The 13,114-nt window shown below is 39.4% G+C and carries 11 protein-coding genes and 4 pseudogenes; 2 read left to right on the top strand and 13 right to left on the bottom strand.

Translation table 11 applies throughout. The features are described from left to right. Positions 1-137: 137 nt before the first annotated feature. The 4 genes from AC0L6R_RS21075 to AC0L6R_RS21060 form a co-directional block, all read right to left on the bottom strand. Positions 138-632, bottom strand: coding sequence for a hypothetical protein (locus AC0L6R_RS21075; protein ID WP_473273008.1), 495 nt, complete (start codon positions 630-632; stop codon positions 138-140). Positions 633-699: 67 nt separating this feature from the next. Beyond that, a complete protein-coding gene (locus AC0L6R_RS21070; RefSeq protein ID WP_473273007.1) occupies positions 700-1,044 on the bottom strand; it encodes a hypothetical protein in 345 nt (114 codons plus the stop codon). 214 nt (positions 1,045-1,258) lie between these two features. Continuing rightward, a complete protein-coding gene (locus AC0L6R_RS21065) occupies positions 1,259-2,746 on the bottom strand; it encodes a glycoside hydrolase family 32 protein (RefSeq protein WP_473273006.1) in 1,488 nt (495 codons plus the stop codon). After that, positions 2,747-4,027 (bottom strand): glycosyltransferase, encoded by a 1,281-nt coding sequence (locus AC0L6R_RS21060; protein ID WP_473273005.1) that lies wholly within the window; start codon positions 4,025-4,027, stop codon positions 2,747-2,749. A 205-nt stretch (positions 4,028-4,232) separates the two neighbouring features. On the opposite strand from AC0L6R_RS21060, the pseudogene rfbA reads away from it, so the two are divergent. Next, positions 4,233-5,095, top strand: a pseudogene (gene rfbA, locus AC0L6R_RS21055) (glucose-1-phosphate thymidylyltransferase RfbA). A 6-nt stretch (positions 5,096-5,101) separates the two neighbouring features. On the opposite strand, the pseudogene AC0L6R_RS21050 reads toward rfbA, so the two are convergent. From AC0L6R_RS21050 to AC0L6R_RS21030, 5 genes and pseudogenes are all read right to left on the bottom strand, one after another. Then, positions 5,102-6,125 (bottom strand): annotated as a pseudogene (locus AC0L6R_RS21050) (hypothetical protein). 3 nt (positions 6,126-6,128) lie between these two features. Continuing rightward, complete coding sequence (locus AC0L6R_RS21045; RefSeq protein ID WP_283411110.1) at positions 6,129-6,446, bottom strand: DUF3817 domain-containing protein; 318 nt, start codon at positions 6,444-6,446, stop codon at positions 6,129-6,131. Next, complete coding sequence (locus AC0L6R_RS21040) at positions 6,446-7,012, bottom strand: hypothetical protein (protein WP_283411109.1); 567 nt, start codon at positions 7,010-7,012, stop codon at positions 6,446-6,448. Before AC0L6R_RS21040 ends, AC0L6R_RS21045 begins: the two co-directional genes overlap by 1 nt. Positions 7,013-7,111: 99 nt before the next feature. Continuing rightward, entirely contained in the window at positions 7,112-7,630 is a 519-nt protein-coding gene (locus AC0L6R_RS21035; protein WP_091696788.1) for an acyl-CoA thioesterase, read from the bottom strand. Between the two features lie 133 nt (positions 7,631-7,763). Further along, positions 7,764-8,427, bottom strand: a pseudogene (locus AC0L6R_RS21030) (protein-L-isoaspartate(D-aspartate) O-methyltransferase). A gap of 111 nt (positions 8,428-8,538) precedes the next feature. Here AC0L6R_RS21030 and AC0L6R_RS21025 point away from each other — a divergent pair. After that, the gene (locus tag AC0L6R_RS21025; protein WP_473273004.1) at positions 8,539-9,129 is read left to right on the top strand and encodes a riboflavin synthase; all 591 of its coding nucleotides are present in this window, start codon (positions 8,539-8,541) and stop codon (positions 9,127-9,129) included. 71 nt (positions 9,130-9,200) lie between these two features. On the opposite strand, the gene AC0L6R_RS21020 is transcribed toward AC0L6R_RS21025, so the two are convergent. The 4 genes and pseudogenes from AC0L6R_RS21020 to AC0L6R_RS21005 form a co-directional block, all read right to left on the bottom strand. After that, on the bottom strand, positions 9,201-10,298 hold the full coding sequence (locus AC0L6R_RS21020) for a formylglycine-generating enzyme family protein (RefSeq protein ID WP_473273003.1): 1,098 nt from the start codon (positions 10,296-10,298) through the stop codon (positions 9,201-9,203). 72 nt (positions 10,299-10,370) lie between these two features. Continuing rightward, on the bottom strand, positions 10,371-11,381 hold the full coding sequence (locus tag AC0L6R_RS21015) for a hypothetical protein (RefSeq protein WP_283411105.1): 1,011 nt from the start codon (positions 11,379-11,381) through the stop codon (positions 10,371-10,373). A gap of 200 nt (positions 11,382-11,581) precedes the next feature. After that, on the bottom strand, positions 11,582-12,124 hold the full coding sequence (locus AC0L6R_RS21010) for a ferritin (protein ID WP_473273002.1): 543 nt from the start codon (positions 12,122-12,124) through the stop codon (positions 11,582-11,584). A 98-nt stretch (positions 12,125-12,222) separates the two neighbouring features. After that, positions 12,223-13,114 (bottom strand): annotated as a pseudogene (locus tag AC0L6R_RS21005) (M28 family peptidase); the annotation flags it as partial.

The following is a 13,114-nucleotide window of genomic DNA, read 5'->3' as shown; positions in this document are numbered from 1 at the left end:
TATCGATTTTTGAGTTATAAAACGGAAAGCAGATTAATAAAAAAAGACCCAGTTAGCTAACCGGGTCTTGCATAATCAATCGAATCATTTATGATATTTTAGAGTCATTTGACACCATTTTTTAAGGATTAAAAGGATTAATCCTTTAGCTGTTTTTCAAGTATTTTTTGCCATTTTTCGGCAATTCCACGTTCTCCAGCAACATCAGTAAATAGCTCTCCATCATACATTTCTATTGTTTTCGGAGAATGACTTGAGTCCTTAAAATGAAATTGCAAGGCAAGGTATTCAAGAATATGACGCTTCTCCTTACCTACCTTTACCATGCGACTTTTCTCTTGAATACTTACTTTGTTTACCTCTTTGAGGTCCACCATGCTTTGCTCAGGATAGCTTCCAAATCTGTGATATATCAACTTTTTATGTTGAATATCTAAGCCGAGATGGTAATGATTTCTCCAACGTTCATGCTGTGTAGGGAAGGAGTTATTAGCGCTAGCAAACTCCTCAAATGAGGCGAGATTAGCTGAGTTTAACTTTTTGATTTTATAACTGTAATATACAAATGGTGAAGCAGTAGCCACCATAGCAAATGAAGTCACAGCGAGTGTAACTGGATCTATTGAGATCATAGGAAATTGGTTAAAATGAATAGAATTTTATGCGATTTTGGATCGCTGAACTGGATTCTATGTTATTTTACCAAGTGTAGAAAAAATGTATAAAAGTGTCTTTAACGTCGAAAAGTGGAAGTGACTTTTTGAAAAATGAAGGCGATAAATAAGCCTTGTATGGACTGATAAATTCAAATTGGTAATCGGAATTTAACTTGTAGTTTAAGCTCCAGTCTACTTTAAATTCGGGAATTTTAAGTATGTCAATACCTGCGCTTAATGGATTAGCACTAAGCTGTATATGATTGGATACAGAATCGTGGGAGAAGTCTGTATGGGTAGAGGTAGTTGAGACAGGAAATGCGAAAACAGCTATAAACCAGATCACCCAACTCAGGGAAATTACTAGGAATGACAGCTGTTTTTTCATTTGTGTTGAAATAAAGAATAAAGGTAAATTAAAATTATGATTATCCGCAATGATGCCAGTCACCTTAGATTCTTTGCTTATCAGGTTGGAAGACCGATGACCGAAGTGGCCCCAAATCTTAAGTTTAACAGATCTTACATTGCTTTTGCCACCTTACTGGTAGAAAAGCGGATATACCTATTAAAATACTTCGTGAAGGCAAAGGCCCACTATCTTATTTTTTCAAGTTGTATATTTTTAAGGCATTGAGATTGTCGGAAATCTCTAGCTTGTTCCAAGGACTAGACGGAAATAAAATGGAAGTCATTACTAACTCTCCATCATTTACGAATAATTCAATTGATGAAGCATCCATAAAAATTCGAATGTCTTTTGCTTCCCAGCTCATAGGAGCGGAGTGCATTGCACTAAAATCATTATTAAAATCACTATTTCCTGCATCTCTACGGTCTATACTTACCAATCCATTCTCCTTTGAGATAATTAGACTTTCACCATTTTCATTTGAGAATGTCATCAAGAAAGTATCAGATTCTATAGCAGCAGTGATTTCTACTGCCTCAGATGGTAGAGAAGAACTCTCTCCGTTGATCCCAAACTCAGCAGATCGTAATTGTTCAAGCTCTTGTGCAGGAGATGATTTCAATAGCAAAGTCCCATCTACATCAAATAAACTCAACTCTCTGGGAACTGTCATTGCAGATCTCCAAGCTTTCGTAGGAACTTCATTTGCATATAGCCAATTACTCATCCATCCAATGAAGAGGGTTCTGTTTTGCTCATTAGGAAGGTTACTCCAAGTGACGCCAGCGTAGTTGTCAGGGCCGTAGTCAATCCATCGGATCATATTGTCATCTGGCATGAACTGCCCATTTTCAAAATCCCCGATAAAGTATTGAGTTGCAGAGCCGTTTTGTGGGCCACCTGGGTTTATGCTAACTAGCAAAACCCATTTCTCCTCTCCTGATGGTGTTTTGAAAGGAAGTAAATCCGGACATTCCCAAACTCCACCATGTGCACCAATCGTTTGTCCAAATTCACTTAATAAGGACCAATTTTTTAAATCCGGTGAGCTGTAGAAATTAATATGATCGAGAACTGCCAGAGTCATTATCCATGATTTAGAACCATTTGGATTGGTGAGCTGAGAGACTTTTGGATCGCGAAAATCACGAATTCCAGGGTTAGCTAATACAGGGTTTTCTGCATATTTCTCCCAAGTCCTACCCTTATCCAGCGAAAAGGCGATTGCCTGACTCTGAAATGTCTCGGAATCTGTATTGGCTAGTTCAGCATCATGATAGGTGAAAATGGCTACTAGGGGAGGATTGTCCGTTGTCCCTAACCCAGAACTGTTTTCGGTATCGACTACCGCACTTCCTGAGAAAATATAGCCTAGACTATCCGGATAGAGCGCTATCGGAAGTGGCTCCCAATCCACCATATCTATAGAGACAGCATGTCCCCAATGCATAGGCCCCCAGACTGTGCTGTCTGGATAATATTGGTAAAAAAGGTGGTATTCCCCATCCAGATACACAAGTCCATTGGGATCGTTCATCCAGCCCGATTCCGGTGTGAAATGGTAAACTGGCCTGTATGCTTCAGTGACCTGAGGTTCAAAAATAATCTCATTATCTGATTGGCAAGCCCCGAATAGAAGTGTAGAGATGAAGAAAGAGAGTATAGTTTTGATTTTCATTTAGCTTGATGTTGGATTCAAAACAAAGTTGAGTACGGTATCCCTATTGGTTTCAAGTTTAATCCTTCCGGCGATCTTCTTTGCATTTGCCGCATATTCAGGATTTGTCCAAAAGTCAATCAAAGCTATCTCAAATTTCCTTATGTCCAAGTTATGAATACTTATTCCTAGTGGTCCTAATCTACGGTTTTCTATAATTCTATTCCAAAAATATTGATCGATTATGTGAGGAACAATCATTTGCACACAGCCATGTGCTGCTCCTTGGTGCGTAGTGCCAGAGCCTCCATGATGTATAATTCCATAAAGCTGTGGAAGTATCCAGTCGTAAGGTATTTGATTGACATAGAAAATGGATTCCTCACTGTTTTCGATTTGCTCCAGGCCACCCCAAGATGTATTTACAATAGTTGGGATTTTGTTTTTTTGGAGAAGATTGATGATCGCTTTAGAGTGTTCTTTAGGCTTAGTATTACTCATTGACCCAAAAGTGAGCAAGATAGCTTTTGGATATTTCTGCAGCCAGTCTTCCAGCTCTCGGGCTGGCTGAAATGCCTTGACTTGGTTTCTGAAAAAGTAGCCTACGATTTTTGCGGTCTCTGGCCAATTCTCTGGTCTCGGAAAAAGTGCTGGAGACACAGTATAGATGGTTTGTAGTTGAGTAAGTTCAAAGTCTTTAATGGTATTGCTGCTGATTTCAATTGAAGGAAAATCTGAATAATACCTACCGATAAATTTCTTCATTGCCAGCCTTCTAGATGCATTTACGAGGCTATACGATTTTAAATTCCAGATTTTACTAAAGGGTTTCCACTTTCCAAAACCAATGTGAGGATATTCTGAAGAGGTGTGCGTGAGGCATGGAATGGGAGTGAGAAAAGTAAATCGAGTCGGATTAGCCATAGCAGCTATAATATAATACAGGCATTTGGCGTGAAACACGATTCTATCGGGATTAAGATTGTTGAGCGCATCACGCTGCTGGGCTATCAGTAGATGTTGTAAACTGAGAGAGTTTTTGGCTAGTTTGAAATAGTTTTTGAGCTGCTTCCAAGCATTTCCTCCGCCTCCCATAATATTTTTGCCGCTTTGGGATTCCAGCAATTCCAGAAAGCCTTTGTCAAAGCCGATGAAATCATACCCAAGTTGGGTCACGGATTCTCTAAATTGCTCCGGGAAAAGGCAAGTAACTTCCTGACCCGCCTCAGCAAAAATCTCAGCCTGAGCCAAAAATGGCTCGATATCTCCACGTGTTCCCAAAGCCGCAAAAAGTACCTTCATTCTCTAGATTTGTTATCTTATTTTTTTAATTATTGGGCTTTCAGTAGCTTTAAGCCTTAATCTAAGGTTAATTTCTGTCTTTTATCTCTGATTATTGTCTTGACTATTTCTAAAATTCCTCATTTATCGCATTGGCAGTGGATAGATTTGGATCCATTTTTGGAATAAAAGGGAATTGAAACTCAAAACTTATTCAACTAACTATATGAAGGGAATTATTTTGGCCGGTGGGTCTGGAACTCGTCTTTATCCTTTGACCATATCGGTAAGTAAGCAGCTGATGCCAATCTATGACAAGCCGATGATTTATTATCCGCTTTCGGTGCTCATGATGGCAGGAATTACTGAGGTACTAATCATTACTACACCGGAAGATACTGATGCATTTCAGCGATTATTAGGTGATGGATCACAAGTTGGTTGCAGGTTTGAATATGCTGTTCAGCCTAGCCCTGATGGCTTGGCTCAGGCTTTTATTATTGGAGAGAAGTTTATTGGGGACGATGATGTTGCTTTGATATTGGGCGATAATATATTCTACGGATCTGGTCTTCACAATACGCTGAAGGAACACACCAATCCAAAGGGTGGAGTAGTATTTGCCTATCATGTCAATGATCCTGAGCGATACGGAGTTGTGGAATTTGATGATGATCAGAAAGCAATTTCTATCGAAGAGAAGCCAGAAAATCCAAAATCAAATTTCGCTGTACCTGGGCTTTCCACTTTTACGATAATAGAGTGGTGGAAATTGCCAAGAAAATCGAACCAAGCCCCCGTGGTGAACTCGAAATCACGGATATCAATACGGAGTATTTGAAAATGGGTGAGCTGCAAGTTGCTATCCTAAATAGAGGAACCGCTTGGCTAGATACCGGAACTCATCAGTCACTTTTGCAAGCAGCTCAATTCGTAGAAGTAATAGAAGAGCGACAAGGATTGAAGATTGGCTGCATCGAAGAAATCGCCTATAGAGCTGGGTTTATCGGGGAAGAAAAGCTACTGCAAGCTGCAGATAAATTAGGGAAAAGTGGCTACGGAGGTTACTTACGAAAATTGATAAAATAAGAACAATTATTTCTTAATAAGTTCCTCAAGACTAGTTTTCATGATTTGCCCCATGTTCTTGCATTCCAGGAACTTATCATTTCCATAATGTTTGGCTAAATCGATTTTCAGGGATGCTATATTCTCCGGTAAGGAAATCGTATCATGTTCCATAGAACGCAAAATATCTAGGATGCCTTGCCGGGAAGATTTGAGTCGAGTAGCAATTAATGCTCGCTCTTCTTTCTGGTATTGCACCATGGATTCCGGAGTGATGTATTTCATCCCCAATTGAATCAGCACATTGTTTTCCTTAAAATATTGGGGCAGGTAAATGGACTTTTTCCCCTCATACGATTGCTGATCAAAATCTATTGCCCGGATTCTATAATGCGTCTCCTCGAAATCAGGAGTAACGTCTATCACAAAATTAGAGGAGTGCATATCTCCAAGTAATCTCACGAAGCAACGCTCGTTGAATTTGACAAATTCCTTGGCTAATCGAATGGGATTCAAATGCGGATCCGTCATGTGAGCACGCATGAACTTATCTCCAGGAAATTCCAGCGATATGTTCCTCTATCAATGTGTTTTGATGAACGAGGTAAGAAATCCTATTTGGTGAAAGTAAATGCTCAAATTCCAGCCCATACACACGTGACGCATCAGCATTTTTGACATAGAAGTAATCAAAGTTATCGTTGATTCTGTTTACAATTCTCACACGGAAAGGCTGGGTATTCCCATAAACACACAGATCAATTCTGTCCACATATAGATGCTCCATGACAGACATATCTCCACCTGCTTTCAGGAGGGCATAGATCTTTTTGACGTTCAGGTGAATTTCCTCACGATCGGATTGATCGTAGAAAACCGTTTCCCAAAGAGTGTCTTGTTCCTTTGAATCGTAAAGTGCAATAGAACTGGAATAACGTAGCAATTCATAATAGTGGATTGGAATATCCACTTCACGGGAATACTTAATCAGGTAGCGTCGTAGTCCAGGGCTGATAGGGTATATGCGCTTCTTTTTGCTGATTAATGCCATTGTTTACAATTCCACGTGTTGACTGCTTTTTAGGTTCCTATCAAAAATAAATGGTCCAAATGGCAAAATTGAAGCGATAATAGCAAAGAATGTTCTACTGAAATTCCATTTTAACTTATGAGCCGTCGGAAAAACCGTGCAGATGTAAATAATGAAAAGAGCTCCATGAATAGATCCTACATAAGTGACAGCTAGCGGATAGTCCCACATGTATTTGAGAGGCATAGCAATGAAAAATAAAACTAGCGTTGATGTACCTTCAATAAGTGAAATCCAACGAAAGCGCTTTGCCCAGGTATGTTGTTGCGGTGTGAGGCTCATTATTTTTTAGAAATGTTAAATAGTACTTTAAGAGTGTTCCAAAGCTTTCCTTTGAGTGCTTTGTCTTCGGAAATTGTTGTGAGCGCATCTGCGAAAAGGTATTCCGTTTCCTTTTCTGTATGAACTTGATAATCCGAAGCGGGTAAGGCATTGATGGGGTGTTTTAAACGCCCGAACTTAAGAACGATGTGTGCATTTAGGTCATAAAGCTCAGCTAGGGTTCTACCTTCTAGTTCTGCGGAAGAAAGCATCCCAACTTCATTCATGGAATGTCCCACAGCGTTGATCATGTTTACCAACATTTCCATCACTTCCGGTTTTAACCGCGCCTCTTCATGCAGGACAAGAATACCTTTTTCGAATTTGCCACGAACCAGCAAGGGTTCAGGTTTAAGTTCTTCTTTGGGTGGTGTTGCACCCGGTAGATGTACTGTTTTCGGAAGAGTCTTTGGTTTTTCTACTTCTGCAGAGTGAATTGAATCCTGTTTTGCTAAATCGGCTTTAGGATCTTTTTCGAAGAAAAAAAGATCTTCGGTAATGATATGCTGGAGCTCCTGAATACTCATATTTTCCATGTCGGAAATTGCTCAAAATTCGCCTTAACACAAAAAAAGAGGGGTAATATCTCTATCACCCCTAGTTATTTTTATCCCGTTGAATTCTAATCAATCCAAATTGAAAATGGATTTCAATTCCACGGCATCTTCTGGCTTCATTCTTTTTGCCAATACTAGTCTCAATTGTCTTCTTCTCAAAGCACCTTCAAAGTTTTCGATTTCTTCAGGAGTTTCTGGAACTAACTCAGGAATTCTTGAAGGCTTATTATTCTCATTTACAGCGACAAATGTGAAAAATGCGCGGTGTGTCATCACCTTTTTATTGGCAGGAATATCTTCTGCGGTCACTTCTATGAAAACTTCCATGGAAGAGTTGAAGGCACGTGTTACCTGAGCTTTTAGCGTCACTACATTACCCAGAGCTATTGGTTGCTGGAATGAAATATTATCTGCTGAGGCAGTCACTACGATGCTATTCGAATGTTTTTGAGCAGCAATGGCAGCTACGACATCCATCCAATGCATAAGTTTACCACCCATGAGGTTGTTCAATGTATTGGTGTCATTTGGAAGGACCATTTCGGTCATTATCACTGCGGATTCTCTTGCAAATTTCTTTGTGCTCATAAATCTAAATTTTAACAAAAATAGAAATAAAATTTGGCTGAAAAACCATTGAATTGATTTTATCGGAATATTATTTCGAGGAAGTGTTGTGTGCCGGAAATTTCAAATTGAAAATTTCAAATTTGAAATTTCCTCATCCCCAACCGTCTTTTCCCAAAAGTGGCACAAAAGCAAAACCTTCGAATTCTTCTTGCTCAACTTGGGTACTGGACTTCTTGGTAATTTTCAGCATTGCTTGCTTACGCTTATCGCCAACTGGGATGACCAAGATTCCACCAATTTTCAATTGTTGAATCAACGCTTCAGGGACCACAGGAGCACCAGCGGTTACAATTATTTTATCATAAGGTGCATAAGCAGGCAAACCACCCGTTCCGTCTCCATAGAATAGATGCATTTCTATTCCCATGTCTAGTGAGGAATCGCTTGGTGCCTTCGAATAATTTCTTCTGGTATTCTATCGTAAATACTTCTGCCCCAAGTAAATGTAAGATGCTTCCTTGGTATCCAGAACCGGTTCCGATTTCTAAAATTCGGTCTCCTTCTTTGATCTCCAACAGTTCGGTCTGGAAGGCTACAGTATAGGGCTGTGAAATAGTTTGTCCTTCTCCTATTGGAAAGGCTTTGTCTTCGTAAGCATGTGAAATCAGCGCAGAATCAAAGAAAAAATGTCTGGGTAATGTGTTGATAGCCTGGAGGACACGCTCGTTTTTGATTCCTTTTTCCCGTAGCAAAGTCACTAGAGCTCTACGTTTTCCTTTATGTAAATACGTGTCTTCGAGTTTGAGTAGGGGCATGGTTGTTTTATGGTTCTGCGGTCGAAGATAAAAGAATATTTGGCTTAATTTGAACTTGAATAGGGCATTTGTTGCTTAGTCATTGAAACTTTGAAAGTTAAATTTACCGCTATGTTTACAGGAATTATTGAAGCTTTTGGCACAATACATAATATAACTCAGGATGGCACCAATGTTCACTTTGATTTGGAATCCTCTCTGGCCTCTGAATTGAAAATAGATCAGTCATTGGCCCATGATGGTGTTTGCCTAACTGTAGTGCAAACTACTCCGGAATCCTATCGCGTAACAGCGATCGATGAGACAATTCAGAAGACAAATCTATCGCAATGGAAAGTAGGGAAGAAGGTTAATTTGGAGCGGTGCATGCCTGCAAATGGTCGTTTTGATGGACATATTGTGCAAGGTCATGTGGATCAAGTGGGAACTGTTAAAAATATTACTGATCAGAATGGCTCGTGGGTATTTGATCTGGAGTTTGACCATAGCCTGGGAAATGTCACTGTGGAAAAAGGATCAATCACAATCAATGGTACAAGTTTGACCTGCTTCAATTCGGGGCCTGGTAGATTTTCTGTAGCTATTATTCCTTACACTTTTGACCACACCAATTTTCATCAGTTACAACCTGGTGATCTAGTCAATCTGGAATTTGATATCTTAGGAAAGTACATTCAAAGAATTACAAAAGGGTATCTTTGAGTTATCCCGCTATAAAATCAAAAAAGGAGGTTTCTGATTCAGAAACCTCCTTTTTTGATGTCTATTTTATATTACTTCATGCTTAGCGCTTTCTCGTCTGCGTCCTTTACCAATCTAAATCCTACATTGGAAGTTCCGCTATCAAAAGCCTGTCCTTGACGGGCAGAAGGACGATAGTTCACGCAATAGTTATCAGCGCACAAATATGAGCCTCCTTTAATTACACGCTCCATTGCATAAGGGTTATCAGGGTTGTAGCAAGGATTCATGTTGGCATCTAGTTTAGGGGCTTGTTCAGCAAGTCTGGCGTATTTCAATGCATCATACCAATCATCGGTCAATTCCCAAACATTTCCAATCATATCGTATAGTCCAAATGTGTTTGGTGCAAATGATTTAACCGGAGAAGTTCCCTCAAATCCGTCTAGATTTTGGTTGTCATTTGGGAAATTACCCTGAAAAGTGTTCGCTAGGTATTGGCCGTTTGGAGTCAATTCATCTCCCCAAGCAAAGCGTTTTCCTTCAGCTCCACCACGTGCAGCAAATTCCCATTCATTTTCTGTAGGAAGTCTTTTGCCTACCCAATCTGCATAAGCTTTAGCATCTTCAAAAGCAATATGGACTACAGGGTGATTTTCTCGTCCTTCCAAAGTTGATTCAGGACCTTCAGGGTTTTTCCAGCTGGCACCTTCAACCCACACCCACCACAAGGAAATATCCTGAGTAGGGACAGCGTAGGGTGGTGGGCTGAAAACCATAGATCCAGCTACCAAAAGTGCATCGTCAGGTTTAGGTGTACCTGGAGGTAATTGCTTTTTGAGATCTTCCCATTCTGGTTTTTTCTCAGCTAGGGTTATATATCCCGTTGCGTCTACGAATTCCTTGAATTCAGCATTGGTGACCTCATGCGTGTCCATCCAAAATCCTTTTACCTTTAAGTTTACGGCAGGTTTCTCAGCAGAATAGGCATCAACTTCATTGGTTCCCATGACGAATTCACCACCCGGAATCCAAGCCATGCCTTCTATTTTTTTAGTAGGTTCAGGATTGCTTGCAATAACCATCTTGTTTTCATCTATGACTTGTTCAGAAGTTTTTTCCTGACAGGAGAAAAATGAAGTGCTAACCAAGACAAGGCTGGCTAAACTGTATTTTATTGAATTGTTCATAATTGGCTTACTTCAGCTTTAAAAGTAGTGGTTTCTTTCCTTTATTCGAAAGATTTGGCTGAGTAATAGGATTTACTCTTCTTCGAGAGGTACTGCGTTGATACGTTCTATCACTTTTTTTCGCAATTTATTAAAGAATTGTTTCCTCTCTTTTTCACAAACAACACTGATCTGGGTTGATTTTTTGATCAGATTATCCAGATTTTTGAACATAGCATTATTAAAAGCAGGGTCGGATGTTCCATGGAAGTAAATGACACTGTGATTTAAATAGGTGACCTTTTGCTCGTCCATCGTTGCAAAAAAAGTGTTGTCGCCAATAATAAATTCATTTACAAAAAAATTGTAATCTGCCCCTTCCATTTCAGGATGGGCTGGGATAATCTTTTTACCCTTTTCTGCCATTTTCTCCAAGTTGTCAATCACCTCCATCATGCAGTTATACAGAAAAATTGTGTCTTTCGTAGAAGTCATAATTCCCATTTCATGATATAATTCAATTTGGCGGAGGGTAATATTTATTCCTTCTATATTCCAGATTTCAGTTGTAGGGATTTTATGATACGCTTTAAGGATTTTCTGGGTGATTTCTGCAAACTGATCATAGGAATTGTCGTCAATAGAAAACTTAGTGTCTTTCAGGCTCTCATTGAACAAGATCGATTTTCTCCAGAAAAAGAATTTGAATGCAGCTAATTCCTTATGATAGTAATGATGAAAAGGAGGCATGTCTTTAACCAGCCAATAGATGTGTTTTTTAGAAAAGCTATTGACCAGATTCAACTGTGCATAAACATCTTCCATCCATCTCATAAAGCTATTCTCTTGATAATCATTTTGATTACCCTGAAATAGAATACTATTGGATTGCAGGTTAAAGAAGGTATCAAGAGAGATATTGAATCTACCACAAAGTGTTTCCAGCTCGGTAAAATCAAGTAATTTCTCACCTCGAATCCTTCTATAAGCACTATCTATACTGATCTCTAAAATCTCAGCTATCTCGTCAACCAGAGAATTGTAACTAGGTAAAGAAAGCTTGATAGCTTGGAAAAATGCCGCTTGACTCTTGTTAAAACTCATAGCAACTAGGGGTGTTAAGGGATCGAAGATGTTAAATCTTCATTAAGATATAGGAAAGTAGAATAAGAAAAAATCTACCTATACAAAAGTAGCAAGGGCAACCTGCTGATAGTCAGAGGATGATATGAATATATTGAGTTTTATTGGACATATGGGAGAATATAGTCAAAAAAAAAGCGACTCGAAAGTCGCTTTAAAATTTAAGCTGTAGGATGGGCTGCTGCATGCAGCTTACCAAGTTCTTGATCAATAGTCCACAATCCAACTCCTTCTTCACCAATTATATCGAAAAGTTCTAGAGCTCTTCTTGACATTGTCTCTTCTTCTCTTTGCTCGGTCACATACCATTGCATAAAGCTAAACGTTGCAAAATCCTTTTTAGAAAATGCATGATCCACAATATTGTTGATAGATCTGGTCACGTTGATTTCATGCTCAAGGATCAATTCAAACATTTCTCTTAATGAATTGAAATTATGCCTAATCCCTGTAATCTCAGGCTGAATGGCGTGTCCACCAGCTTCATTGATGTACTGAAATATCTTCATCATATGCATCCTCTCTTCGTCTGCATGAGTATAGAGGTATTTCGCCGAATTTTCATAACCCATCATATGACACCAAGATGCCATGGATAAGTAGTAGGCAGAGGAAGTACCTTCCATTTCTACCTGTTTGTTGAGCAGTTTCTCTGTATCGACAAGCAATGAACGCTGTAGCGTTACGATTTCTTTAGCTTTCATAGTTATAGTGTTTCATATAGTAAACTAAATATAACCAATGAGGTTCCCATTGCTACGTTTTTAGCTGAATTTGGAATTAATTCAATTAAGAATTTACCTTATCTGGAAAGTGGAGTAGGGAAGACAGGTAGGCTTTCAGCACCTGATTCAGAGACAGATTGTACAGCAAAGAAGTAGTTGTCCTTGGAATATGGCAAGGTCAAAGAAGTATCTGTAGTCCAGAATTTTTGCTCCCACATCGGAGATGAAGTTTCTCTCATTAACACATAATAACCTTTTGCTTTGCCTATTTCTGGTGCTTCCCACAGTAATGTGGATTTATTACTTAGGCCACGAACATCTATTTTCACTTCTTGGGGTTGGTCCAGGGAGAATTGGCTTAAGGAAGCCAAAGAGGCTAGGTTAACTGCGGACACTTTTCTTAGATATTCAAAATCCATGTATTCAGGCAAATCGCCATAATGAATTCCATCTTCCACTCGAACATTTTCATGCTGATGGATAAAGTTTTCATTCATTTCAGACATTCGCACGGCTGTGAAAGCATTCCTTGCAAAAGGAGTTTGGTCTCCGCCACGTAAGAATTCTATCAGCACGGTAAATCAATTTTACCTCGAATTGGTCAACGTAGCGTTCTCCTTGCTCCTTGATGTAGCGAGCTAGCTGACGGGATTTACTATCGTTATCGGCATTCGTATAGCGACGGATATTTCCTTCTTGTTCTGTTTCTACGGCAGGAATAGTTTCTGAAAAAACTCTCATTTTTAGGTTGTCTTTGATAAGCGTTTCAGATGAGCTGCTATTACCTACTATATCGTTGTTTAGCACAGCCGCCAGATTCCACTCTTCGGACTTTGCTTTATCTGCCAAATAGGTAGCACCTTTCAAGCCTTGTTCTTCACCGGTAAAAGCCACAAATATGATAGTTGCAGAAAACTCGTGAGAAGCCATAATTCTAGCTAATTCAATTACCGCTGCAGTTCCACTTCC

It is taken from the genome of Algoriphagus sp. 10J20-15 (genome assembly GCF_055809615.1).
This window is presented reverse-complemented; position numbering and strand designations above follow the sequence as displayed.

Excerpts from the sequence above, each read along its gene's own strand:
- AC0L6R_RS21015 (WP_283411105.1), bottom strand. The coding sequence starts at position 11,381 with ATGAGTTTTAACAAGAGTCAAGCGGCATTTTTCCAAGCTATCAAGCTT.
- AC0L6R_RS21020 (WP_473273003.1), bottom strand. The coding sequence starts at position 10,298 with ATGAACAATTCAATAAAATACAGTTTAGCCAGCCTTGTCTTGGTTAGC.
- AC0L6R_RS21060 (WP_473273005.1), bottom strand. The coding sequence starts at position 4,027 with ATGAAGGTACTTTTTGCGGCTTTGGGAACACGTGGAGATATCGAGCCA.
- AC0L6R_RS21025 (WP_473273004.1), top strand. The coding sequence starts at position 8,539 with ATGTTTACAGGAATTATTGAAGCTTTTGGCACAATACATAATATAACT.
- AC0L6R_RS21010 (WP_473273002.1), bottom strand. The coding sequence starts at position 12,124 with ATGAAAGCTAAAGAAATCGTAACGCTACAGCGTTCATTGCTTGTCGAT.
- AC0L6R_RS21040 (WP_283411109.1), bottom strand. The coding sequence starts at position 7,012 with ATGAGTATTCAGGAGCTCCAGCATATCATTACCGAAGATCTTTTTTTC.
- AC0L6R_RS21070 (WP_473273007.1), bottom strand. The coding sequence starts at position 1,044 with ATGAAAAAACAGCTGTCATTCCTAGTAATTTCCCTGAGTTGGGTGATC.
- AC0L6R_RS21075 (WP_473273008.1), bottom strand. The coding sequence starts at position 632 with ATGATCTCAATAGATCCAGTTACACTCGCTGTGACTTCATTTGCTATG.
- AC0L6R_RS21065 (WP_473273006.1), bottom strand. The coding sequence starts at position 2,746 with ATGAAAATCAAAACTATACTCTCTTTCTTCATCTCTACACTTCTATTC.
- AC0L6R_RS21045 (WP_283411110.1), bottom strand. The coding sequence starts at position 6,446 with ATGAGCCTCACACCGCAACAACATACCTGGGCAAAGCGCTTTCGTTGG.
- AC0L6R_RS21035 (WP_091696788.1), bottom strand. The coding sequence starts at position 7,630 with ATGAGCACAAAGAAATTTGCAAGAGAATCCGCAGTGATAATGACCGAA.